This is a genomic window from Plantibacter sp. 2H11-2 (assembly GCF_050031945.1).
Classification (GTDB): Bacteria; Actinomycetota; Actinomycetes; order Actinomycetales; family Microbacteriaceae; genus Plantibacter; species Plantibacter auratus.
The window spans coordinates 241,187-264,506 of record NZ_JBNBBL010000002.1; the positions used below are offsets into that span (position 1 = coordinate 241,187).

Annotated in this window: 23 protein-coding genes and 1 riboswitch; of the genes, 11 read left to right on the plus strand and 12 right to left on the minus strand. The window is 71.6% G+C overall.

What is annotated here, in order from left to right:
- Positions 1-127: 127 nt before the first annotated feature.
- Complete coding sequence (locus ACQG07_RS05490) at positions 128-892, minus strand: GNAT family N-acetyltransferase (RefSeq protein WP_159875795.1); 765 nt, start codon at positions 890-892, stop codon at positions 128-130.
- A 111-nt stretch (positions 893-1,003) separates the two neighbouring features.
- On the opposite strand from ACQG07_RS05490, the gene ACQG07_RS05495 reads away from it, so the two are divergent.
- Both ACQG07_RS05495 and ACQG07_RS05500 read left to right on the plus strand, forming a co-directional pair.
- Positions 1,004-1,795: a response regulator transcription factor gene (locus ACQG07_RS05495; RefSeq protein WP_064295688.1), complete on the plus strand. Its 792-nt coding sequence runs from the start codon at positions 1,004-1,006 to the stop codon at positions 1,793-1,795.
- A complete protein-coding gene (locus ACQG07_RS05500) occupies positions 1,792-3,423 on the plus strand; it encodes a sensor histidine kinase (RefSeq protein ID WP_426737692.1) in 1,632 nt (543 codons plus the stop codon). The genes ACQG07_RS05495 and ACQG07_RS05500 overlap by 4 nt, the downstream gene beginning before the upstream one ends.
- Positions 3,424-3,645: 222 nt before the next feature.
- Here ACQG07_RS05500 and ACQG07_RS05505 read toward each other — a convergent pair whose 3' ends face one another.
- The 3 genes from ACQG07_RS05505 to ACQG07_RS05515 all read right to left on the minus strand — a co-directional run bounded on the left by ACQG07_RS05505 (position 3,646) and on the right by ACQG07_RS05515 (position 5,817).
- On the minus strand, positions 3,646-4,284 hold the full coding sequence (locus ACQG07_RS05505; protein ID WP_426737693.1) for a GntR family transcriptional regulator: 639 nt from the start codon (positions 4,282-4,284) through the stop codon (positions 3,646-3,648).
- On the minus strand, positions 4,281-5,252 hold the full coding sequence (locus ACQG07_RS05510; RefSeq protein WP_274500324.1) for a DMT family transporter: 972 nt from the start codon (positions 5,250-5,252) through the stop codon (positions 4,281-4,283). The genes ACQG07_RS05505 and ACQG07_RS05510 overlap by 4 nt, the downstream gene beginning before the upstream one ends.
- 115 nt (positions 5,253-5,367) lie before the next feature.
- Entirely contained in the window at positions 5,368-5,817 is a 450-nt protein-coding gene (locus tag ACQG07_RS05515; protein WP_274500326.1) for a hypothetical protein, read from the minus strand.
- Positions 5,818-6,079: 262 nt separating this feature from the next.
- Between ACQG07_RS05515 and ACQG07_RS05520 the strand changes: the two genes are divergently transcribed.
- From ACQG07_RS05520 to ACQG07_RS05530, 3 genes are all read left to right on the plus strand, one after another.
- On the plus strand, positions 6,080-8,083 hold the full coding sequence (locus ACQG07_RS05520; RefSeq protein WP_426737694.1) for a carboxypeptidase regulatory-like domain-containing protein: 2,004 nt from the start codon (positions 6,080-6,082) through the stop codon (positions 8,081-8,083).
- 104 nt (positions 8,084-8,187) lie between these two features.
- Complete coding sequence (locus tag ACQG07_RS05525) at positions 8,188-9,465, plus strand: CDP-alcohol phosphatidyltransferase family protein (protein ID WP_426737695.1); 1,278 nt, start codon at positions 8,188-8,190, stop codon at positions 9,463-9,465.
- An 80-nt stretch (positions 9,466-9,545) separates the two neighbouring features.
- Positions 9,546-10,229, plus strand: coding sequence for an HAD family hydrolase (locus ACQG07_RS05530; RefSeq protein ID WP_079706612.1), 684 nt, complete (start codon positions 9,546-9,548; stop codon positions 10,227-10,229).
- A gap of 10 nt (positions 10,230-10,239) precedes the next feature.
- Here the strand turns inward: ACQG07_RS05530 and ACQG07_RS05535 are convergent, their stop codons facing one another.
- Positions 10,240-10,749 carry a DUF1622 domain-containing protein gene (locus ACQG07_RS05535; protein WP_426737696.1) on the minus strand — a complete coding sequence of 170 codons (510 nt, stop codon included), beginning with the start codon at positions 10,747-10,749 and terminating at the stop codon, positions 10,240-10,242.
- Between the two features lie 60 nt (positions 10,750-10,809).
- Positions 10,810-10,910, plus strand: a riboswitch (TPP riboswitch).
- On the opposite strand from ACQG07_RS05535, the gene thiM reads away from it, so the two are divergent.
- From thiM to ACQG07_RS05555, 4 genes are all read left to right on the plus strand, one after another.
- On the plus strand, positions 10,902-11,753 hold the full coding sequence (gene thiM / locus ACQG07_RS05540) for a hydroxyethylthiazole kinase (protein ID WP_426737697.1): 852 nt from the start codon (positions 10,902-10,904) through the stop codon (positions 11,751-11,753). Its footprint overlaps the riboswitch before it by 9 nt.
- Complete coding sequence (gene thiE / locus ACQG07_RS05545) at positions 11,750-12,460, plus strand: thiamine phosphate synthase (protein ID WP_342450880.1); 711 nt, start codon at positions 11,750-11,752, stop codon at positions 12,458-12,460. The genes thiM and thiE overlap by 4 nt, the downstream gene beginning before the upstream one ends.
- Positions 12,457-14,025, plus strand: coding sequence for a bifunctional hydroxymethylpyrimidine kinase/phosphomethylpyrimidine kinase (locus tag ACQG07_RS05550; RefSeq protein ID WP_426737698.1), 1,569 nt, complete (start codon positions 12,457-12,459; stop codon positions 14,023-14,025). Before thiE ends, ACQG07_RS05550 begins: the two co-directional genes overlap by 4 nt.
- A gap of 47 nt (positions 14,026-14,072) precedes the next feature.
- Positions 14,073-14,369, plus strand: a complete 297-nt coding sequence (locus tag ACQG07_RS05555; RefSeq protein WP_086475105.1) for a pyrimidine/purine nucleoside phosphorylase — start codon at positions 14,073-14,075, stop codon at positions 14,367-14,369.
- Between the two features lie 105 nt (positions 14,370-14,474).
- On the opposite strand, the gene ACQG07_RS05560 is transcribed toward ACQG07_RS05555, so the two are convergent.
- The 3 genes from ACQG07_RS05560 to ACQG07_RS05570 all read right to left on the minus strand — a co-directional run bounded on the left by ACQG07_RS05560 (position 14,475) and on the right by ACQG07_RS05570 (position 16,779).
- Complete coding sequence (locus tag ACQG07_RS05560) at positions 14,475-14,876, minus strand: hypothetical protein (protein ID WP_159875777.1); 402 nt, start codon at positions 14,874-14,876, stop codon at positions 14,475-14,477.
- A 51-nt stretch (positions 14,877-14,927) separates the two neighbouring features.
- On the minus strand, positions 14,928-15,632 hold the full coding sequence (locus ACQG07_RS05565; RefSeq protein WP_426737699.1) for an ABC transporter ATP-binding protein: 705 nt from the start codon (positions 15,630-15,632) through the stop codon (positions 14,928-14,930).
- 61 nt (positions 15,633-15,693) lie between these two features.
- Positions 15,694-16,779: an ABC transporter permease gene (locus ACQG07_RS05570; protein ID WP_426737700.1), complete on the minus strand. Its 1,086-nt coding sequence runs from the start codon at positions 16,777-16,779 to the stop codon at positions 15,694-15,696.
- Between the two features lie 176 nt (positions 16,780-16,955).
- Here ACQG07_RS05570 and ACQG07_RS05575 point away from each other — a divergent pair, with 176 nt between their 5' ends.
- On the plus strand, positions 16,956-18,221 hold the full coding sequence (locus ACQG07_RS05575; RefSeq protein WP_426737701.1) for a sensor histidine kinase: 1,266 nt from the start codon (positions 16,956-16,958) through the stop codon (positions 18,219-18,221).
- Positions 18,214-18,870 carry a response regulator transcription factor gene (locus ACQG07_RS05580; RefSeq protein WP_124767418.1) on the plus strand — a complete coding sequence of 219 codons (657 nt, stop codon included), beginning with the start codon at positions 18,214-18,216 and terminating at the stop codon, positions 18,868-18,870. Before ACQG07_RS05575 ends, ACQG07_RS05580 begins: the two co-directional genes overlap by 8 nt.
- 72 nt (positions 18,871-18,942) lie before the next feature.
- Here ACQG07_RS05580 and ACQG07_RS05585 read toward each other — a convergent pair whose 3' ends face one another.
- The 4 genes from ACQG07_RS05585 to ACQG07_RS05600 form a co-directional block, all read right to left on the minus strand.
- On the minus strand, positions 18,943-20,313 hold the full coding sequence (locus ACQG07_RS05585; RefSeq protein WP_426737702.1) for a cryptochrome/photolyase family protein: 1,371 nt from the start codon (positions 20,311-20,313) through the stop codon (positions 18,943-18,945).
- A 395-nt stretch (positions 20,314-20,708) separates the two neighbouring features.
- A complete protein-coding gene (locus ACQG07_RS05590; protein WP_079706621.1) occupies positions 20,709-21,269 on the minus strand; it encodes a methylated-DNA--[protein]-cysteine S-methyltransferase in 561 nt (186 codons plus the stop codon).
- Positions 21,266-22,768 (minus strand): AlkA N-terminal domain-containing protein, encoded by a 1,503-nt coding sequence (locus ACQG07_RS05595; RefSeq protein WP_426737703.1) that lies wholly within the window; start codon positions 22,766-22,768, stop codon positions 21,266-21,268. The genes ACQG07_RS05590 and ACQG07_RS05595 overlap by 4 nt, the downstream gene beginning before the upstream one ends.
- An 89-nt stretch (positions 22,769-22,857) precedes the next feature.
- Positions 22,858-23,289 carry a MarR family winged helix-turn-helix transcriptional regulator gene (locus ACQG07_RS05600; protein ID WP_079706622.1) on the minus strand — a complete coding sequence of 144 codons (432 nt, stop codon included), beginning with the start codon at positions 23,287-23,289 and terminating at the stop codon, positions 22,858-22,860.
- Positions 23,290-23,320: the final 31 nt, after the last annotated feature.

Below are 23,320 nucleotides of genomic sequence, written 5' to 3' on the forward strand. Positions count from 1 at the left end.
GGGGCACCTGAGTTGTGAACGTGTGACACGAGCGACGCACGTCGCCGGCGTCCCGACGGCTGAACCTGCCGAGGCTGGAGTGGGGGAGACTCAGCCCCGGCAGGTTCGGCGATCGGGACGCCGGCCATCAGGGGCGCGTGACGGTGGACCCCGTGTGCGTGGCTTCGACGCGTTCTGCACGACGCGCGGCGAGGAGCGAGGGCGTGATCGCGAAGGTGATGCTCGACGACCGGCGCGGCGCGGTCGCCCGCAGGAAGCCGAGCCGCTCGGCGAGGGCGATGGACCTGGTGTTCTCCGGCTCGATGACGGCTGTCACGGTCTTCGCCCCGAGCTCGCGGAAGGCCAGGTCGATCATCGCCTCGGAGGCCTCGCTCGCGAGACCGCGTCCGCCGACGGCGGGGTCGAGGACCCATCCGATCTCGACCGAGCGCTCGGCGGGGTGGACCTCCCGGAGATGCAGGGAGACATCGCCGACGAGCCGCCCGTCGTGCTCCACGGCCAGGGCGAGGAAGTCGCCCGACTGCCAGAGGCGGTGGTGCCCGACGCGGTGCCGCAGGTGCTCACGGGACGCCTCGCGGTCGCGGACCGGCCACGGCAGGTGCTCGACGACCGCCGGTGTGGACTGGATGCGGTACCAGGCCTCGGCGTCCTCCAACCGGTGGCGACGCAGGACGAGACGGTCGGTGCTGATCGGGTGCGCGTCGACGGGAGCCTCGATCCGCGGCCCGCGGAGGAATCGAGGACGTGAGACACCTGCCGGGAACAGGGGACGCAGAGCACGGACGGCGGCGGCGAGGCCGCTCCGGATCCGGTCCGCAGGCTCGGCCGTCGCTCCGGCCGTCCGACGACGGCGGGGGGCGAACGACGTGCCCAGGGGCTCTGCTCGGGTCATGCCCTCCACGGTAGGCACCGCACCCATGGGCTCGGCCTGAAAAGATATGAGGCCTCTATGAATCGCCCGTCGCTCCCCGCGCCTCGCAGCTCGACGACGGATAATCGACCCATGCCCTCCGACCTGCCAACGCAGATCGTCGACTCGGGGCGCCGCCGGGCGGTCCTCGCCAAGCTACCGCGGATGTACCGGGCCGACGGTTCACCCATCCGCGTCCTCCTCGTCGACGACGAAGCGGTCCTGACCGACCTCGTGAGCCTGGCCCTCGGCTACGAGGGGTGGGTCGTGGACGTCGCCACCAATGGTCGCGAGGCCGTCCAGCGCTACCGCACGGAACGTCCGGACGTCGTGGTCCTCGACATCATGCTGCCCGACATGGACGGGTTGAGCGTCTTGCGCCAGCTCCGCAGCTTCTCGCAGGGGGAGCCGGAATCGGGCACCCCGACGCTGTTCCTCACCGCTCGCGACTCGGTGGACGACCGCATCATGGGACTCACCGCCGGCGGCGACGACTACATGACGAAGCCGTTCTCGCTGGAGGAGCTCGTGGCCCGTCTCCGCGGTCTCCTCCGCCGCACCGCGCACGTCGTGTCCGACGACGACTCCCGCATCACGATCGGCGGGCTCTTCCTCGACGAGCGCAGCTACGAGGTCAGCCGCGACGGCGAGCCGGTGGCGCTCACCACGACGGAGTTCGAACTGCTGCGCTACTTCATGCGCAATCCGAAGCGCGTGCTGAGCCGCGCCCAGATCCTCGACCGCGTGTGGAACTACGACTTCGCCGGCAAGGCCAGCATCGTCGACCTCTACGTCTCCTACCTCCGCAAGAAGATCGACGCCGACCGTGCGCCGATGATCCACACCGTCCGCGGTGTCGGATACGTGCTGCGGCCGGTCGAATGAGCACCGCATCGGTTCCGACTGCGGGCGTGCCGACGCCTCGGGCGAACCGGCGGCACCCGTGGACGCTCCAGCGACGGTTGGTGACGGGCATCGCGGCGGTCATCGCAGCGGTCCTCGCGGTGTCGGGCATCCTGACGATCGTCACGGTCGAAGGGTCGGTCACCGCCGTCGTCGACACCCAGCTCACCGGATCGATGGAGGCCTTCGAGCACTCCGTGGTGAAGTTCCACGATCAGCAGGCGGGCGGGGGAGCCGTGGTGGACCCCGATGCCACGCGCGGTGAGCCCGGCTACGTCAAGCCGTTCGTGGACTACGTCGGCCACGGGCCCGGGACGCTCATCGCGCTCGTCGCGGACGGTGGGGTCGTCGATTCCGCGCGCTTCACCCAGTCCAACGCGACGGCGCTCGACGTGCGGACGAAGGCGCTCATCGAGGAGGCCGTCGCGGTCGACAGCTCCGAGCGACAGAACATCGAGCTGGGGTCGCTCGGCGGGTACCGACTCGAGTTCCTCGACCACGGCGACGGCGAGACCCTCGTGGCCGGCGTCTCGCTCGCCACCCCGCGTGCCGCCGTGCAGCAGGAGGCGATCGTCATCGCGATCCTTGCCGTGCTCGCGCTCGCGGTCACCATCGTCGGGGCGATCATCGTGGTCCGCCTCGGGCTCCGACCGTTGTCCCGCGTGGCCGCCGCCGCCGAGGAGGTGTCCACCCTGCAACTCGAGCGTGGCGACACCGGGATCGACGTGCGGGTCGATCAGGCCGACACGGATCCCCGGACGGAGATCGGCAAGGTGGGCGAGGCGCTCAACGGCCTCATCGACCACGTCGACCGCGCACTCGCCGTCCGAGCCGCGACCGACAAGCGCATGCGCCGGTTCGTCACCGACGCGAGCCACGAACTCCGGACGCCGCTCGCTGCGATCCAGGGCTACGCCGAGCTCACCCGCCAGGACAGCGAGAACCTCCCGCCCATGACGGAGCACGCGCTCGCCCGCATCGAGTCGGAGGCGACCCGGATGAGTTCGCTCGTCAGTGAGTTGCTCCTGTTGGCGCGTCTCGACGAGGGCCAGGACCTGCACCTCGACGACGTGGACCTGAGCGACCTCGTCGCCGCCGCCGTGAGCGACGCGGCCGTCTCGGCACCGGCACACCACTGGTCGGTCGACGTGCCGGAGCGCGCGATCATCGTGCGCGGCGACCGCGAGCGCTTGCACCAGCTCGTCGTGAACCTGCTGTCGAACGCCGCCGTGCACACCCCGGCCGGCACCTCCGTGGTCACCCGCATCAGCGCACCGAAGAGTCCCGACGAGCCGCAGCGCGCCTCGCTGACGATCGCCGACGACGGACCCGGCATCGACGAGGCCTTCCTCCCCGAACTCTTCAACCGGTTCGCCCGGGCCGACTCGTCGCGCTCGCGTGCCGCCGGCAGCACGGGCCTCGGCCTGGCGATCGCGCTGTCCATCGCCGAGGGCCACGAAGGATCGATCGAGGTCGCCTCGTCATCCGCCGGTACCACGTTCACGGTGACGCTGCCGTGGTCGGGCCCGTCCGAGGAGCACCCCGCCGTCCGGCCGGCGGCCGACGCCACCGCGACGCGGCCGGAGGCGGTCACCTCGACGCGAGGCTGACGGCCCGTCCGGTCGTCGAGCCGCACCCGGTCGCCGAGCGCCACCCGGTCACCGAGCTTGTCGAGGTGCCCTTCGACAAGCTCAGGGACCGGAAGGGGTGGCTCAGGGACCGGAAGGGGTGGCTCAGGGACCGGAAGGGGTGGCTCAGGGACCGGAAGGGGTGGCTCAGGGACCGGAAGGGGCGGCTCAGGGATCGGAGAAGGGGGGGCTCAGGGGCCGAGTTCAGGGGGCCGACCGGCGCGGGGCGATGAGCTGCTCCGCCGAGTGCGCGAGGTGCGCGCGGAGCTCCGCCTCGCCCTGGTCGCCGCTGAGGGCGTCGACGAGTCGGTCGTGCTGGTCGATGAGTTCCTCGGGCGGGAGGACGCTCCGGAGCTGCACCATGAACAGGCCGAGCTCGGCGAGCAGGCCGGCGTGCGCCTCGCTCAGTCGAGGGCTCCGGGCCGCGGCGACGATCGCGTGGTGCAGCTCGGCGTGCGCGACCTCGATGGCGCGGTGATCGCCGGGTCGGTCGAGGCAGATGCGTCGGAGACTGTCGTTCGCCGCGATGATCGAGGTCGGTGGGCGCGACGACGGCTCCGCACGCGTTCGCAGCAGCCGGACCGCCTCGGCCTCGATCGCCGTCCGGTACTCCATGAGGGCGAGCACGTCGGCATCACTGAACGACCGCACCCGGGCGCCGCGGTAGGCCTCGAACGTGACCAGGCGCTCCGCCGCGAGCGCCCGGAGCGCCGCTCGGACGGTGTGCCGGTTGACGCCGAACCGGGCGGTGAGGGCGGTCTCCCGCAACGGCTCGTCCGCGCCGAGCCGTCCGTCGAGGATGTCCTCCCGCAGCGCGTCCGCGACGGCGTCGACCGCGGTCATCGGGCGACCTCGCGACGGTCGATGCGCTTCGGTAGGACGAGGATCCCGAGTCCGGTCACGAGCAGCGCGGCACCGACGACGGTGGACGGCCCGAAGGACTCTCCGAGGAGCAAGATGCCGAGGAGCGTCGCCGTCAGTGGTTCGAAGAGCGTGAGCGTCGCGACCCGAGACGCGGGCAGCCCGCCGAGCGCGTAGCCGAACAGCAGGTACCCCGCCACCGTGTTCACGAGCGCGAGCCACGCGACCGCGAGGGCGCCGGGCACGGTGAGGATCCAGGCGGTCTCAGTGGCGAGGAGGATCGGCACCGAGACGAGCGCCGCTCCGCCGAAGAGCGCCGCCATGGTGCCGAGCGGTGTCCATCCGTGCTCGATGAGCGCCTTGCTGCAGAGCGTGTACAGGGCGTAGGAGGCTCCGGCTCCGACGGACGCGAGCAACCCGCCCACCGAGACGGTCCCGATCCCGCCGCCCGTCACCCCGGACAGGACGGCGACACCGGCTGCGGCGACGATCGTGGCCAGGAACCAGCGGCCGCTCGGGCGCCGGCGGTGGATCGCCCATTCGAGGAGGCCGGTGATCGCGGGTGCGGAGCCGAGCGCCGTGAGGGTCCCGATCGCGACACCGTTGCGCTCCACTCCGAGGAAGAAGAACGGCTGGTACGCGGTGACGCCGATCGTGCCGACGACGACGGCGACGACCAGCGCGGGCCTCCCGAGTTCCGCTGCGCGGGTCCGAGGTGGAGTGGACCTCGAGCGGCGGGCGAATACCGCCCACACGAGGACGAGGAGCGCTCCGCCGAAGACGATGCGTGCAGCGCCGAACGCGACCGATCCCACCTCGATCGGTAGGAGCGCGTGAGCCGTGCCCGTCGTCCCGAAGCACACGGCGGCGAGGATCGCGGCTGCGACGGGCAGGCGCCCCGCGGCAGTGCTGGTGCCGGTCGTCTGGGTTTCGGTCGGCGAACGGGTCATGGGGACAGCCTGCCGCAGGATTGTGTAACAATCAACGGCTGTCCGGGATGTCCGGGACACACGCCACGACGCCCGCCCGCTCGAGGAGCGGACGGGCGTCGGGCGGGAGATCGGGTCAGCCGGCGTAGCCGCTGCTGATCACCGACACCCCGAGCAGCAGGGCTGCACCGGCTGCGACGATCAGGGCGAGCGCCAGCATGGTACCGGAGATGATGACGGCGGTGAGGGCGAAGCCCTTCGACTTCGGCTTGCGGGCGAGCGCGATGATGCCGAGCACGAGCGAGGCGATCGGCAGGAGCACGAACGACGGGGCCACGACCGCGGCGATCGACAGGGCGAACGCGATGATCGACAGCGTCTGGGTCGAGCTCTCGCGGTCGGCGGTCGTCGCAGCAGGAACGGGTGCGAGGGGCAGCGGGGCCGTCGGCTGAGTCGGCGCGACCTCCTGCACGGGCGTGGCCTGGGTGAGGGGCTCGGGGCCGAACGCTTCGGTCGGGGCGTCTGCCAGGGTCACGTCCTCGGCGGGCGAGATCGTGGGGGACTCGGTGGTGGCTGAGGCGGACATGAGGTGGGGTTCCTTCCTCCGCGAGGTGCGGAGCTTCCTCCGCGGTGTGCGGAGCTGATCGGTTGATGGTTCCAGCCTCCTCGGATCGCCGCCGGGGCGCGTCGCCCGCGCGCCCGATCTCCCGTCCTCCCGCGGGATGATCCTGCGCGTCCGGTCCATGGGTCTGCGGTGCCGCGCCCGTCGGTACCACTGTTTCGGCTGACCCTCGGAAACGGGACACCGGGCTTCCGCGGGCGACCGATGTGTGTTTATCCTGACGCCTGTGACCCGCCGCATCGGAGCCGCTGTGCTCGCCCTGCTCGGAGCCTCCGCGCTCGCCCTCACCGCAGCCGTCCCGGCAGCCTCCGCCGCGACCACCTCGAGTTGGGCGACGTGGTCCGAGCTCTCCGGCGGATCGGGGTCGTACCAGGGCACGATGACCCTGGCCGGTCAGCCCGCCCTCACGGCGGCGTTGACGAGCGACTCGGTCGGCGGCGGTGGCATCGGCGTCATCCCCGGCACCACGACTTGGCTGGCCGCGTCCACCCCCGTCGGTGCGAAGTACGGCAGCAGCCGCGGTCAGGCCTACCTGAACCTCCGGCCGAAGGCGAACAACGCGGCGTCGCCCTCGACCACGACCTACTCCTTCGCGACGCCGACACCGCCGTCCGGCTGGACGTTCGTCCTCGGCGACATCGACGCCGACCAGGTCACCGTGACGGCGATCGGCCCCGACGGTTCCGCGCTCACCCCTGACGAGCTCGGGTTCAACGGTGGCTTCAACTACTGCGCTCCCGGTCTGGCCGGCAAGCCGTCCTGCACCGGTTCCGCCACGGACGTCCCCACCTGGGACCCGGCGACGCAGGTGCTCCGCGGCAACGCCGCCGCCGCGGACACCGCCGGCGCGGCGGGTTGGTTCGAACCCTCCGCCCCGATCTCCAGCCTCACGTTCACCTTCCAGCAGCGCCTCGGCGCGCCCGTCTACCAGGCATGGTTCGCGTCGATCGCGCGCGACGTGACCGGCACCGTGACCGAGCAGACCACCGGCCCGCTGGACGGTGTCGGCGTCCGCCTCATCGACCGCGACGGTCGGGTGGTGGCTTCGACCACGACCGCCGGTGGCGGCGCCTACACCTTCGCCGGCTACTTCGCGACCGACGGCTACACCGTGCAACTCGTCCCGCCGGCCGGCAAGATCGCCGACGGTCCCGCACGAGCCGCCGCGGACCTCACGGACGCCGACGCCGTCGCGGACTTCACCGTCCGGGACATCGTGCCCGTCGCCGTGTCCGGCACCGCGCTCGACACGGACGGTATGCCGATCGTCGGAGCCACGGTCACGATCGACGGCGCGGGCAGCGTCACCACCGACACCGACGGGAACTACCTCTTCGACACCGTGCCGGTCGGCGAGCACACGGTCGTCATCACGCCGCCCGCGGGTTACGCGGTGCAGAGCCCGCCGAACGTCTTCACGGTCCCGGTCGGGAGCGAGACACCCATCACCGAGCAGGACTTCGTGCTCGTCGCGAATCCCAGTCTCGGCGGGGTGATCACGTCCGGTGGAGTCGGTGTGGCCGGTGTCACCGTGAGCGTCGACGGTCCGAACGGGGTCGAGAGCGCCGTCACGGCCGCCGACGGTTCTTACCGCTTCCCGCTCCTGCCCGCTGGCTCCTACGAGGTCTCGGTCGTCGCCCCGGAGGGGTACGTCGTCTCCGGAGCCGCAACCCGGGCGGAGGAGCTCGCCGGCGCCGATCTGGACGCGGTCGACTTCGAGCTCGCTCGGCTCGGCACCGTCATCGGCGACGTCCGGACGGACACCGACGCCCCCGTGCCCGCAGCGACGGTCACGGTGACGACGCCGGGCGGCCCGGTCGCCCTGACCACGACGGCCGAGGGCTCCTACGGGCTCGCCGACCTGGCGCCGGGCAGCTACGAGGTCACGCTGACCGTCCCGGCCGGGTATTCGGTGCCCGCGGGTGGTGCCACGACGGCCACCGTCGTGGTCGGTACGGACGGCGCGGTCCAGACGGTGCCCACCTTCGTGCTCGTCGCCGATGAGGTCGCTCCGGTGCCGCCCGTCCCAACGGCGACGCCGAGCGACCCCGCCGTTCCGAGCAACCCCGCCGTTCCCAGCAACGCGGGTCGTCTGCCCTCGACCGGCGCGGACGCGATGCCGTGGATCGTCGCTGCCGGAGCGCTCTTCGTGCTCGGTGCCGCAGGTGTCGTCACCGCGGCCGTCCTGCGTCGTCGACGCGCGAATCGGGACGAGCTGTCCGGCGAATGACCGTTTGAACGACCCCTCGGGGATGGGAGGGCGCGGCTCGTCCGTAGACTTGGGCGAGCCGCGCCCCACCCAGGAGTGCGGATCGCACTGCTGAACGGGGATCCGTGGACATCATCGGGTGGGTGAACGACGCCGCGACGGCGCTGCCCGATCCGCTGATCTGGCTCCTCGGGCTCCTGTTCTCGACCGCCGAGTCCGGCCTGTGGCTCGGCCTCGTCGTCCCCGGTGAACCGGTGGTGCTCCTCCTCGCGGCCATGCTCGACTCCGCCCCCGGTGCCCTCGTGCTGTTCCTCGCGGTCGCCCTCGGCGGGTCGCTCGGGGACCAGCTGGGCTACCTCCTCGGTCGGCGTTCCGGTGGTCGCCTCCGTGACTCGGCCATCGTCCGACGGCTCGGCGTCGACGGCTGGGACCGCGCGGTCGAGGCGCTCGAGCGACGCGGGGCCCAGGCCGTCTTCCTCACGAGGCTCGTCCCCGTGCTCCGATGCCTGACACCGACCGCCGCCGGGGTCGCCCGCGTGCCCTACCGGTCGTTCCTCGCGGCATCGCTGCTGGGCTCCCTCCTCTGGTCCGCCGTCTACGTCGGGGTCGGCTCCCTCGTCCGCGCCACACTCGACACGGTCCGCCAGTACCTCGGTGCCACCGGCTGGGTGCTGCTGTTCGCGCTCGTCGTGGTGGTCACGGTGGTCGCGATCGCCCGATTCCGCCGCGGTGCCGCGATCCCCGGCGACGAGGCGATGATCCCGGTGACCCTGCACGAGAAGACGCCGCTCGCGCGCCTCCGGACGCAGCTGTTCTCCGACGACGACTGGAAGAACCTCCCGAACGCGATCACGGCGGGGCGCATCGTCCTGCTCCCGGTGTTCGCCGCCCTCGTGATCACCGGCTCCTACTGGGCTGCGCTCGTCGTCGGCGCGGTGGTGTTCCTGAGCGACGTCGCCGACGGGCAGATCGCGCGCCGCATGGGCACGGTCTCCGCGCTCGGCACCTGGCTCGACGGGGTCGCCGACCGTCTGACCGTGGTCGTGGTCGCCGCGTCGTTCGCCATCGCGCAGATCATCCCGTGGCAGGTGTTCGTGGTCATGATCGTCCCCGACCTCCTGCTCGCGTTCGTCGCCGTCGTCGCATTCCGCGGGACGCCCGAGGTGCCGGTGAGCATCGCCGGCAAGATCCGGACGGTGTTCCTCTTCGTCGGCTTCTTCGCGCTGCTCATCGGCCTCGCGCTCGGCGGCGGGGATCCGGCGTCGGCGCTCTACCGGGTCTTCGGCGGGGTCGGCTTCGTGGCGATCCTCCTGGGACTCCTCGGCCACTTCGTCGCGGCGACCCAGTATGCGCGACGCATGGTCGTCACCTGGCAGCGACAGGGCGTCCGCGCGGCCCGCTGACCATGACGCCGACCGCCGTCGGAGGTCGCCGCCGGAGGGCACACGGCCACAGCGCAGGCGGTGTCGTTTAGGCTCGGAGCATGCCAGTCGACTATCCGGACCTCGTCATCTTCGACTGCGACGGGACGCTCGTCGACACGGAACGCATCTCCGTCCGGGTGAACCTCCAGCTGCTCAACGAGGTCGGCGGCGACTACACCGAGGCCGAGGTGCGGGAGCTCTTCGTCGGCGCCTCGCTCGAGACCTACGCGACGCTCGTCGAGCAGCGGCTCGGGAAGCCGCTCGAGGCGGATTGGATCCAGCGCTGGAGCGATATGTTCCGCGGCATCTGCGAGCGCGAGCTCGAGGCGGTCGACGGGGTCGTCGACGCCCTCGACGGTATCGCTGCGACCGGGGTGCCGCTGTGCGTGGCCTCGAACGGGATGCTGCACGACGTCGTCCGCAACCTCGGGCAGGTGGGCATCCACGACCGCTTCGACGGGCGCATCTTCAGCGCGACCGACGTCGCCGTCGGCAAGCCCGCACCCGACCTCTTCCTTCATGCCGCCGCCGACTTCGACACGGCCCCCGAGCGGTGCGCGGTCATCGAGGACAGCGTCGTCGGCGTCCTCGCTGCCCGCGCGGCCGGCATGACGGTCTACGCCTACGCCGGCGGCATGACGCCCGCCGAGCGCCTCATCGGCGACGGCACCCACGTCTTCGACGACATGCGCTTGCTGCCCGACCTCATCCGCGACACCTGGGCGACCTCCGCGGCACGCTAGCCGCGCCGCACTAGCTGCGACTGCGGAGCTCGGGGAAGCCGTCCTCATCGTCAGGGACGGCCTGCGCCGCGACCGTCGGCGCCGCTGCCGGATCGGCTGACGTCGACACGTCCTGCTCCTCGGCGCGACGCCGCGTGCGTTCGCCACCGCGCTTGACGGCACGGTCGAACAGCTGTGGGCCGGTCGTCGCCAGGCGCCTCCAGGGGAGGGTGCCCTCGATCTCGATCTGCAGGGAGAAGCTCAGCAGGGTGCGGATGACGACGATGATCGCGAGGACGAGTGCGTCGGTCAGTGAGGGCGTCGACGTGACCGTCGTCACGAGGTCGGCGGCCACGAGGATCTCCAGCCCGAGCAGGATGACCGAGCCGATCGTCTCCCGCAGCATCCGGAAGGCCCGTGCGCCGTCGCGCGTGCTCCACCACAGGCGGGCCGAGAGGGTGACGGCGATCACGAAGCCCACGACCATCGCCCCGACACCGGCGACCTCGAAGACGATGGTGACCAGCTCGAAGAAGTCCATCCCTCCATCATCGTCGCCCGCCCGCTGGACCGGAAGCCGGGCCGACCCGCTAGGGTGGTCGCGAGTGACACGGGGTGCCGATCCCACGACGATCGGCTGAGAACACACCCGTCGAACCTGATCTCGTTAGTCCGAGCGAAGGGATGTCGCGAATGAGCATTCGCACACCGCAGCAGTCTGCCCACCCGTCCACCGACGACTCGTCCGTCGGCGAGTTTGCGAGCGCGTCCGGGGACCTCCTCGACCGCCTGCGCGAGCGCACGCCGCTCGTCCAATCGATCACGAACGCCGTGGTGACGAACTTCACGGCGAACGTCCTGCTCGCCATCGGCGCCGCCCCGGCGATGACCGACATCCCCACCGAGGCCGGACCGTTCGCCCGCATCGCCTCCGGCGTGCTCCTCAACCTCGGGACGCCGCAGGCTGAGCAGCGCGAGGCCATGGTCGAGGCCGCCACCGCCGCGAACGAGGCCGGCACTCCATGGGTGCTCGACCCCGTCGCCGTCGGCTTCCTGCCGGTGCGCACGGCGCTCGCCACCGAACTCCTCGCCCTCCGGCCGACGATCGTGCGCGGCAACGCCAGCGAGATCATCGCGCTCGCCGGACTGGGCGCCGGCGGTCGCGGCGTCGACAGCACCGACTCGGTCGACAGCGCGATCGAGGCGGCCACCGCGATCGCCCGCACCTCGGGTGCCGTCGTCGCGATCTCCGGGCCGACAGACGTCATCACCGACGGTGAGCGCATCGTCCGCTGCTCGAACGGACATGCCTGGCTCACCCTCGTGACGGGCGGTGGCTGTGCCCTCGGTGCCGTACTCGCCGCCTTCGCGTCACTCGACGACGACCGGCTGCTGACGACGCTCGCGGCGACCACCGCGTACACGGTCGCCGCGCAGCTGGCGGCCGCGGAGAGCCGTGGACCCGGCTCCTTCGCTCCCGCCTTCCTCGACCGCCTCCACCTCCTCGATGCCGACACCGTCCGCAGCCTGGCGGTGATCGCGTGAGCGCCTCGACCACCGCGGACCTGGTCCTCGCGGCCCGTTCGCACGCCGAGCTCGTGCGCCGCGGTATCGCCACCTACCTCGTCACGGATGCTCCGGCCAGCGGGGATCGCGGTGTCCTCGACGTCGTACGCCGAGCTGTCGACGGCGGGGTGACCGCAGTTCAGCTGCGGGAGAAGACCGCATCGGCGCGAGAGCTGTTCGACCTGACCGTGCGTGCGGCGGAGGTCGTCGCCGGGCGGGCGCTGCTCCTCGTCGACGACCGGGTGGACGTGTTCCTCGCCGCCCGTTCCGCCGGTGCCGTCGTCCACGGCGTCCACGTGGGTCAGAGCGATCTCCCGGTCGACGCCGTGCGCCGCATCGTGGGGCAGGCCGCCGTCGTGGGGCTGACGGCGAACACCCCGGCGCACCTCGACGCGGTCGCAGCGCTGCCTCCCGGGGCCGTCGACTACCTCGGTGTCGGCGTCATCCGCCCGACGACGACCAAGCCGGACCACCCGGAGCCGCTGGGCATGGAGGGGTTCGCCGCGATCGCCGCCGCGACCCCGCTCCCGTGCGTCGCGATCGGTGGGGTGTCACTGGAGGACACGGTCGAGCTCCACGCTGCCGGTGCCGCTGGTCTCGCCGTCGTCTCCGCCATCTGCGCCGCCGACGATCCGGCGGCCGCCGCCCGGGCGTTCCGCAGCGCCTGGACCGAGGTCTCGGCATGAGCGCCGCGGAGCAGACGACGACGCCGGAGTCGTCGAGCTCGGACCGGGTGCGCGGTCGACGACCTGTCGCGGTCCGGGACACACCGCGGGTGCTCAGCATCGCCGGGACCGACCCGACCGGCGGTGCCGGGATCCAGGCCGACCTCAAGAGCATCGCCGCGAACGGCGGATACGGCATGGCGGTCGTCACCGCGCTCGTCGCGCAGAACACCCGGGGCGTCCGATCCGTGCACACCCCGCCCGTCGGGTTCCTCCGCGAGCAGTTGGACGCGGTCGCGGACGACGTGGTGATCGACGCGGTCAAGATCGGGATGCTGGGCGACGTCGCGATCATCGACACCGTGTCGACCTGGCTGCAGGAGACCGTGACCGGACCCGTCGTCCTCGACCCGGTGATGGTCGCGACGAGCGGGGACCGCCTCCTCCACCGCGACGCCGAAGCGGCCATGCGCGCGCTCCTGCCACACGTCGACCTCCTGACCCCGAACCTGCCGGAGCTCGCCGTCCTCGCGGACGAGCCGGTGGCGACGAGCTGGGCCGACGCACTCGCCCAGGCGGAACGGGTCTCGGCGCAGGCGGGCGTGATCGTGCTCGTGAAGGGCGGGCACCTGACGGGGACGACCGCGTGCCCGGATGCGCTCGTCGACGCCACCGGTGGTCTGGGCGACGACCGATCACTCGTCGAGTTCGACGGTCTTCGAGTCGACACGCGGAACACCCACGGAACCGGGTGCTCCCTGTCGAGCGCGATGGCCACCCTCGTCGCCCGTTCGGGATCCTGGACCGAGGCCCTCGGCGAGGCGAAGGCGTGGCTCACGTCGAGCCTCCGGCACGGGGATTCGCTCGAGGTCGGCTCGGGCAACGGCCCGATCAGCCACTTCGCCGAGCTGTGGGCGTCGGCCGGGATGACCTCGGGTAGGCAGGACGGCGCCGGCATCCTCACGGGCTGGTGGGAGGACATCGCCCAGCTGCGGGACCGGATCGACCACCTGCCGTTCGTGACGACGCTCGCGGACGGCACCCTCGATCCGGCCCGGTTCGCCTGGTACCTGCAGCAGGACGCGATCTACCTGCGGGCCTACTCGCGGGTCCTCGCGCGAGCGAGTGCACTGGCACCGACGGCCGAGGAGCAGGTGTTCTGGGCGACCGGTGCGGCGGGCTCCATCGAGGCCGAGATGGAGCTGCACCGCACCTGGCTCAGCACGTATGCCGTCAGCGGTATGGACGTGGAACCGTCGGCGACGACCGCGGCGTACCTCGACCACCTGCACGCGGCGACGGTCGACGGCGACTACGGGCGGGTGGTCGCCGCCGTGTTGCCCTGCTACTGGATCTATCAGGATCTCGGTGAACGGCTCGTCGGCGCATCGCACGCGGAGCACCCCTTCGCGGCGTGGCTCGACACGTACGCCGACCCCGCCTTCGCGACGGCCAACGCCCGGGCGATCGAGATCGTCGCCGGGGCGGCAGCTCGTGCGGACGAGGCCGGCCGGGAGACGATGCGACGGGCGTTCCTGGCCTCGGCCGCGCACGAGGAGGCGTTCTTCGCCGAGCCGATACGATGAAGGCCGGATCCGCCGCCGCGGTCCCGGACCACGACGAGAGGCCCCTGATGCTGACGAGCAACGAGTACTTCGACGGCAACGTGAAGTCGATCGGCTTCACCACGAACGAGCCCGGTGCGGAGTCGGCCAGCGTCGGAGTGATGGAGCCGGGGCAGTACACCTTCACCACGGGTAAGGCCGAGGAGATGTCGGTGATCTCCGGCAAGCTCCGCGTGCTGCTGCCGAACACGAGTGCCTGGCAGGACTTCGGGCCCGACGCGCAGTTCAGTGTCCCGGGGAGCAGCAGCTTCCAGGTCGAGGTCGAGGTCACCACCGCGTACCTCTGCCGCTACCTCAACATCTGAACGTTGGTCACTGAGCTTGTCGAAGTGTCGACCGGCTCAGGGACCGGTCGGGGTGCGCCCGTCGACCGGCTCAGGGACCGGTTCGGTCCGTCCGAGCGTCCCGGCTCAGGACCGGTCGACGACCTCGAGCGTGAGGACGACGGTCGAATCGTCGGAGCTGTTCGTCAGCGTCACCGTCGTGCTCCCGACCTCGAGCGGCTGCAGACCGGGGTTGAACGACGCGCCGCCGCGGGATCCGCCCGGCACGTACTCCGCGATCGACGGATCCTCGACCTTCGCGGACCAGACGGTCGGATCGACGGCGACGAGGTCCACCACGTTGTCGAGGCCGACGGTGATGGTGCGGCCGTCCTGATCGACGAGCTGCACGATGACGGGTGCGATCACGCCGGCCTCGCTCGCGGAGCTCTGACCGGAGGGCGAGTCCGCGCCACCCGTGCAGGCACTCGTGCCGAGCACGGCGCCGACGATCGCGATCACGGTCAGCCCACGGGTCGCACGGCGCATGGCGGTCCTCTCTCGACGTGACCTCACCCTACCGCCGGGCGACGGCGGACCTCAGGACTGCAGGGCCAGTGAGTCGGCGGCGGCGCTGAGCCGACCGTCCTCCATGACGAGCACCTGGTCCATGCGGTCGAGGTGGCTCCGATCGTGGGTGACCAGCAGCGTCGCGGCGCCAGAGGTCGCGGTGAGTTCGAGGATGAGCTCGATGATCGCGGATCCGCGCTCGTGGTCGAGGGCACTGGTCGGCTCATCCACGACGAGGGCGTCGGGCTCGTTCATGAGGGCGCGCGCGATGTTGACCCGCTGCCGCTGACCGCCGGAGAGCTGGTGCGGCCGCTTGCCGGCCTGGTCGGCGAGCCCGACGGCGGCGAGCAGCGTCGCGGCCCGCTCGCGGGTGCGCGTCCGGTCGGCCCGCGACGTGCGGCCGCCGAGTGTCCCGAGGACGCACAGCTGCTCGAGGGCCGTGAGCGACGGCAGCAGGTTCGCCTGCTGGAACACGATGCCGAGCCTCGTGCGGCGGAAGTCGGTGGCTGCACGGCGGTCGAGGGAGGTGACGTCGACCCCGGCCACTTCCACGAGGCCGCTGTCGGGCCGGATGAGGCCGGCCGCGACGGCGAGCACGCTCGACTTTCCGGAGCCCGAGGGCCCGGTGAGCGCGGTGACGGTCCCGGCCGGGACGGCGAGGGTCGCGCGGTCGACGGCGGTGACGCGGTGGTCGCCGTCGGGGAAGGTGAGGGTGACGTCGGTGAGCGAGATCATGCGGTGACTCCGATGGTGACGAGGGTGGGTGCGAGGAAGGACGCAGGGAGGGTGGGCGCGTTCACCGGTTGCCGCCGAGCGCGGTCAACGGGTCGGCCGAGAGGATGGACCGCAGGGCGAACGCCGCGCCGATCAGGCCGAGGGCGATCGTGATCACCCCGGGCACGAGCGTCGTCAGTGGGCTGAGCACGAAGGGCAGCGCCGTGCCAGCCGCGGAACCGAGTGCGGCGGTGGTGCCGATGCCGAGCCCGACGCCGAGGACGAGGAGGACGAGCGCCTGGCCGAGCGCATCCAGCGAGAGCCGACGGGTCGTCGCGCCCAACGCTTTGAGGATCGCGACGTCGCCCGCGCGCTGCATGGTCCACACCGTGAAGAAGGCTCCGATGACGAGCGCGGAGATCCCGAACAGCATGGCGACCATGAGGAGGAGCGATCCGATCTCGGAGCGGAACGATCCGATCGCGAGCAGGGACGACAGGACGTCCTTCGATACCGTGCCGGTGGCCTGCTCCGCTCCCGTCACCGCATCGGCGCTCGGGTTCCCGGTGATGGCGAGCGCGGTCGCTCCGTCGCCGGGGGACCCTTGCGCGGCCTGTAGCGACCGCCACTCCGACAGGCTCGTCCAGACGACCGGCGTGTGGCTGTACCACTGGTCGTCGACGACCGATCCGACCTCGAGTTCGCTGCCACCGATCGAGACGGTGTCGCCTCGGGAGACGTGGAGGGCCTCCGCGGCGGTCCGACTCAGGCTGGCGGTCCGGTCAGCGGGCACCTCGGCGGCGCGACCCGGGAAGGCGTCACCGCTGATCCCGAACAGTGCCACGGAGGTGCGCGCATCGTCCGTGGTCATCCGCGTCTGGCTGATGCCGAGTTCCTGGACACCGTCCACCCCGGGGACCGCAGCCCACGTGGTGGCCGCGTCCGCGTCGATCGCGGAGTCGGCGAACGTCGCCTGCTCGCCGTCGGCCGGGGCCGCGAGGACGATGCTCGACGCACCCAGTCCTGTGATCGCCGAGATGTTCTGGTTCGCCAGCCCTGCGGTGAGGCCGCTGAGGAATCCGACGAGCAGGGTGATGAGGGCGACGACCGCCCCGATCAGCACGAAGCGACCGGTGGCGAAGCGCATGTCGCGCCAGGCGACGAACATGGGGACTCCTTGTCAGCCGCCCGACGGCGTCTCCGTGGTGCGGCAGGATTCCAGCCTCGTCGCGTCGCCGACTCCGGGCATCGTCGGACAGGACGGTCCTCCGGCGCGGTCAGGTGGAGGCGACGTTCCACCTTTCTGATGATTCGCGAGGACGATCCCCGCCGTACGCTGGGCGGATGAAGCACTCGGCACTCAGCCCCGTGTTCACCGGCCTGCAGCTCGGCCTCCACGGCCTCGTCACCGCGCTCATCGTGCTGGTGATCGCGCGATCCGTCTCGGTCGGTGGCCAGGCGGCCCTCGCGGCGATCGTCCTCGCCGTCGTCATGCTGCTCACCTACGCCGCTGGCGCGATCCTCGGCGGTCGGGTTCGGCGCGCTGTGGCCGCCAGCGGAGGGACCGATCGCGCCACCGCGCCGGTGGGCGTCCGTCGAGGTCGGGTTTCCGTCCTCGTCTGGCTGGTGCTGCTCAGCGTCGAGTGGGTGGTCCTCGTCCTGCTTAGCCCGGATGCCGCCTACCTGGTCTTCCCGTTGTTCTTCCTCTATCTGCACCTCCTCCCCAGGGCCGTCGCGGTGCCCGCCGTCGTGATCGCCACCGTCGCCGCGGTGGTGGCGATCGGTCTGCACGCCGGCTTCAGCGTCGGGGGAGTCGTCGGCCCGCTCGTCGGTGCGGCCGTGGCCGTCGCGATCGGACTCGGCTACGAGGCGCTGGCTCGGGAGGCGGCCGAGCGGGAGCGACTCATCGCCGAGCTCGTCGCGGCACGCGAGGAGCTCGCCGAGCGGGGGCGGCAGGCGGGCAAGCTGGCGGAGCGGGAGCGCCTCGCCGCAGACCTCCACGACACGGTCGCCCAGGCCCTGTCGAGCATCCAACTGCTCCTGCACGCGGCCGAACGCTCCGCCGTCGAGCAGCCGGGCACGGAGCAGCTGCGCTCGCACATCGGTCTGGCGCGGGAGGCCGCGGCGACGGCCCTCGCCGAGACGCGCAGCCTCATCGACGAGCTGAGCCCGCCGGCGTTGGTCGGCGCGACGATCGCGGACGCGCTCGGTCGGCTCGCCGAGACGACGACCGCCGAAAGCGGCACGCCGGTCTCCACGACGGTCACCGGCGATGCGTTCGTCCTCGGCACGCCGGTGACGACCGCGCTCCTCCGGGCTGCGCAGGGCAGTCTCGCGAACGTCGTCCGGCATGCCGGAGCGAGCCGGGCGGACGTCACCCTCACCTACCTCGATGAGGAGGTCATCCTCGACATCGACGACGACGGGGTGGGGTTCGATCCGGCGAGGGTCGCCGAGCGCACTGCTGGCGGTTCGTTCGGCATGATGTCCATGCGTCGTCGCATCACCGAACTGGGTGGCGAGGTCGAGGTGCGCAGCGCGCCGGGTGCCGGCACGACCATCACCGTGCGGTTCGCGGCACCAGGACCGGAAGGGGATGCCCATGCGTGACGATGCGACGGATGCCGGGGAGCCGCAGGTCATCCGGGTCGTGGTGGCGGACGACCACCCGATCGTCCGAGCCGGACTCCTCGCGGTCCTCGCGCCGATCGCCGACATCGAGGTGGTCGGGACCGCGTCGACTGCAGCCGAGGCCGTCGCCGCCGCACCCGGCGCCGACCTCGTCCTCATGGACCTGAGCTTCGGCGACGGTCCGACGGGGATCGATGCGACGAGGGAGATCGCGTCGCTGCCGGGCGGTCCGTCGGTCCTCGTGCTGACGAACTACGACTCCGACGCCGACATCCTCGGCGCGATCGAAGCCGGAGCTGCGGGGTATCTGCTGAAGGACGCCGCCCCGGAAGACCTCATCGACGGCATCCGCTCGGCGGCCGGCGGGAACTCGGTGCTCGGTCCGGCCGTGGCGACCCGCCTGGTCGCTCGGGTGAGTGCACCGCAACAGGCGCTGAGCGCGCGGGAGATCGAGGTGCTCGCGCGGGCGGCCGAGGGCCTCACCAACCTCGAGATCGCCGGGCGACTGCACGTCGGGGAGACGACGGTGAAGTCGCACCTCGCGCACATCTACACGAAGCTCGACGTGTCGAACCGCTCGGCGGCGATCGCCGCGGCCCAGCGTGCCGGTCTCTTCCGCACCCGGTGAGCCCCATCCCGGTCCCTGAGCGCCACCCCGGTCCCTGAGCCTGTCGAAGGGTCGAAGAACGACGGCCCGGAGCTATGCCCCCTTGACCTGCTCGTACGCCGCGAGCGCAGCCTGTCTCGTCTCGCCGAGGTCGACGATCGGCTCGGGGTAGTCGGGCGTGCCGAACTCGGGCACCCACCGCTTGATGTACGCGTCGTCGGCGTCGAAGCGTTCGCGCTGCCGTTCCGGGTTGAAGATCCGGAAGTAGGGCGAGGCGTCGAAGCCGCTGCCGGCCACCCACTGCCAGTTGAAGGGGTTGGAGGCGGGATCGGCGTCGACGAGCGTGTCCCAGAACCAGTCCTCGCCGAGCTTCCAGTGGATGAGCAGGTTCTTGGTGAGGAAGGACGCCGTCACCATCCGGATCCGGTTGTGCATGGTGCCCGTCGCCCAGAGCTCCCGCATGCCGGCGTCGACGAGCGGGATGCCGGTCCTCCCGGCGGTCCAGGCGTCGAAGGCGTCCTGGTCGACGTCCGGCCACGGGAACCGGTCGAAGGCCTGACGCCAGTTGCGCGTCGCGAGGTCTGGGAAGGCGAAGAGGCAGTGGTAGGCGAAGTCGCGCCAGCCGAGTTCTTTGAGGAAGGTGGCGCCGTCGTCGCCGAGACGCCGGCGGCCGTCGCGGGCGGCGTGCCAGATCTGCGGCGAGCTGATCTCGCCGAACCGGAGGTGCGGGGAGAGCCCGGAGGTCGACGGCTGGGCCGGGAAGTCTCGGTCCTCCGCGTAGCCCGTGACGCCGTCGTCGAGGAACTCGGCGAGCCGCGCGTCGGCGCCGGCCTCACCGGGCGTCCACTGCTCCCGGATTCCGGCCGCCCAGTCCGGCTTCGTCGGGAGCAGGTTCCAGGAGCCGAGCTCGTCGCCCGAGGGCGGTTCGGCCATGGCGGTCAGTGCGGTCGGCGCGGGGAGGGGGTGTCTCGGCGGGTTCGCCGCGTGCCGCTGCAGCGAGGCCTTCCAGAACGGGGTGAACACCGAATACGGCTGCCCCTGTCCGGTGACGATCTCCCACGGCTCAGCGAGGAGGTTCGCGGCGAAGCTGCGAGCGTCGAGCCCGGCCTCCTTCAGCTCCGACTTGATCCCGGCGTCGATCTCGCGCTCGGCCGCGCCGTAGCGACGGTTCCACAGGACGGCGCCGGCACCGATCGAGCGGGCGAGCTCGGGCACGATGGTCGCCGCACTCCCCGATCGGAGGAGTAGCGTGCCGCCGAGACCGCGGACGTCGTCGCCGAGCGCCTCGAGGCTGTGGTGCAACCACCAGCGGGACGCGCCGCCGAGCGGTCGCAGTTCTTCACTGTCGTCGAGGACGAACAGGCAGAGGATCGGCGCTCCGAGCTCGACCGCTGCGTGCAGGGCGGGGTTGTCGGCCAGGCGGAGGTCGTCGCGGAACCATACGATCGTCGGGGCAGCAGCCATCCCGTCAGCCTACGCGGACGATCGAACCGGACCGGAGGGTTGACCGGAGCCGCCCGTTCCGGTCATCGTGCCGTCCCGGTCACTGAGCCATCCTCCGGTCACCGAGCCATCCTCCGGTCACCGAGCCATCCTCCGGTCACTGAGCTTGTCGAAGTGCGCCGGTGTGACGCAGCCCTTCGACAGGCTCAGGGACCGTGGGAGGGTTCTCCCCGTCTGGACGGGTGCCCTCGTGCTCCGCTGTCTCCTCCTCCGGTCACTGAGCTTGTCGAAGTGCCCACGGGGTGACGCAGCCCTTCGACAGGCTCAGGGACCGTGGGAGGGTTCTTTCCGTCTGGACGCGTGTCCTCGTGGTCCGGTGTTTCTTCCTCCGGTCCCTGAGCCTGTCGAAGGCTCGCTCAGCTCAGCGCGGCCTCGCGGTCGAGCAACGACCGCTTGACGTCGAGTCCCCACGCGAACCCGCCGAGCGTCCCGTCGGTCCGGAGGACACGGTGGCACGGGACGAACAGGGCGGGCGCGTTCGTCGCGCAGGCGCTCGCCGCAGCGCGGACCGCCGACGGCCGACCGCTCGCCGCGGCGAACTCCGTGTACGTCACCGGGTGTCCTGCGGCGATCGTCCGCAGCACCGTCCAGGCGTGCGTGCGGAACGGGCCACCGAACTGGGCGACCGGTACGAGGTCGATCGCCGCCAGGTCGCCGTCGTAGTACGCCCGGACGGCGTCCATCGCCGCGATCGTCCCCGCCACGGTCTCGCCGGGGCGGTCGGCTGGCCGGATCCGTTCGAGCATGACGCCGATGTCGTCGGACCACCCTGAGGAGAGCACCGCTCCGTCCTCCCGCGCGAGAATCGTGAAGGGGCCGTCCGGAGTGTCGACGGTCTGGCTGGTCGCGGTGAGCTGCGCGCCGGACGCCCGGCCGTCACCGCGGCGGGCGCTCGTGCTGGAGATGATGGTGGTCATGCTGCTGGACCTTTCTCGAGGGCTGAGGGTGCGGCGGACGGCGCCGGTGTGGAGGCCGCCTTCCACAGGTGGAGACAGAGGTAGGAGCGCCATGGGGCGAAGGCGTCCGCTTCCGCAGTGAGGGCGCGGGCGTCGGACGGCAAGCCGAGTCGGCCCGCACCCGTGCGGACGGCGACGTCGCCGGGCAGGAAGGCGTCGGGGTTGCCGAGCACCCGCATACTGACGTAGTCGGCCGTCCAGGGGCCGATCCCCTTCATGGCGAGCAGGCGCGTCCGGAGCTCGTCGCGGTCGTCGCCGAAGCCGATCGTGAGTTCACCGGACACGAGTGCCCGCGCGACGCCGAGCAGGCTGTCGATCCGCGCTCGGGGCCCGACGAGAGCGGCCTCCCCGCCGTTCGCGATCTGCGTCGCCGTCGGGAAGAGCCGGTGCAGCCCGTGTCGTTCGGGGACCGTCGTGCTCACCTCGTCCGCGAGACGACGGAGCTGGGTGCGTGCCGCGGCCACGGTGATCTGCTGGCCGACCATCGCCCGGACCAGCATCTCCTCCGGGTCGACCGCCCCGGGGAGTCGGATGCCGGGTGTGGCGGCGACCGAGGCGGCGAGACGCGGGTCCGTCGCGAGGACGGCGTCGGCCGACGTCGGGTCGGCGTCGAGGTCGAAGAGCCGACGGACCCGCGAGACGAGCACCGGCAGGTCGGCGAGGTCCGTCACCTCGGCGGTGAGTCGGAGGTCGTCGCCGAGCTGTCGCACCTCGAACCACGCCGTGCCGCCGGGGAGGGCGAGGAGCCGGGCGTAGTGGTCGGGCCCCGCGAGCTCGACGCCGTCCACCGCCCGTGGTGCGAGCCAGGCGAAGACGCCCGCTGCGTCGAACGGGCGGCGGAACGGCAGGGACAGGGTGATCGAGCCGGAGGCGTGTTCGCCGACCGTCCGGTGTTTCGCGCGCAGCTCACCGGGGGTGAGCTCGAACACCTCCCGCATCGTGTCGTTGAACTGCCGGATGCTCGAGAACCCGGCGGCGAAGGCGATGTCACCGAAGGGGAGGTCGGTGCCGGTCAGCAGCTGTCGAGCACCCTGCGCGCGGTGGGCCCGCGCCAGGGCGAGTGGACCCGCGCCCAGCTCGGCGCTGAGGATCCGCGTCAGATGCCGGCTCGAGTACCCGAGGCGCGAGGCGAGTCCGGGTACGCCCTCCCGTTCGACGACGCCGTCGGCGATGAGGCGCATGCTGCGCGCGGCGACGTCGTTGCCGAGGTTCCAGGCGGGCGTGCCCGGGACCGCTTCAGGAAGGCACCGCTTGCATGCGCGGAAACCGGCCTCGTGCGCCGCGGCGCTCGTCGCGTAGAAAGTGACGTTCTCCGGCTTCGGGGTTCGAGCCGGGCAGGACGGTCGGCAGTAGATCCCCGTGGAGCTCACGGCCGTGATGAACTGCCCGTCGAAGCGCTGGTCGCGGGCTTGGATCGCGCGGTAGCGTTCGGCGAAGTCCATGCTCCGGGTGTCGTCCATGATCCGAGTCTGACATGCGCCACCGGGTCCGACGAGCGGAAATCGGACACGACAGTGGGGGCCGTGCGCGCCCGATCAGTCGGCGCGGCTCACGCTCCGCGGAGCTTGTCGCTGAGCGCCGCGAGGGTCGCCATCTCCTGTGGGTTGAGCGACGTGGTCACGCGTTCGGCGATCGTCGCACCGTGGGCGATGGCGACCGCGCGGTAGACGTCGTAGCCCGCATCGGTCATGCGGACGAGGGTGCCGCGGCCGTCGTCCGGGTCGGGGCATTTGCCGACCAGTCCGCGCGCGACGAGTCGATCGACCAGGCGACTGATGCTCGGCTGCGAGAGCAGCACGCTCGAGTTGAGGTCGCGCAGACGGATGCGACGATCGGGCTCCCGCGACATCGTGTGCAGGACGTCGTACTCGTTGAGCGAGATGCCGTGGCTCGGGAAGTCGTGCGAGATGTGGCGCATCACGTCGACCTGCGCGCGGAACAGTGACTCCCACGCGGCGATCGCGAGTCGCCTCTCGTCCATACCCGCTCCCGCTGCCGTCCGACGATCCACC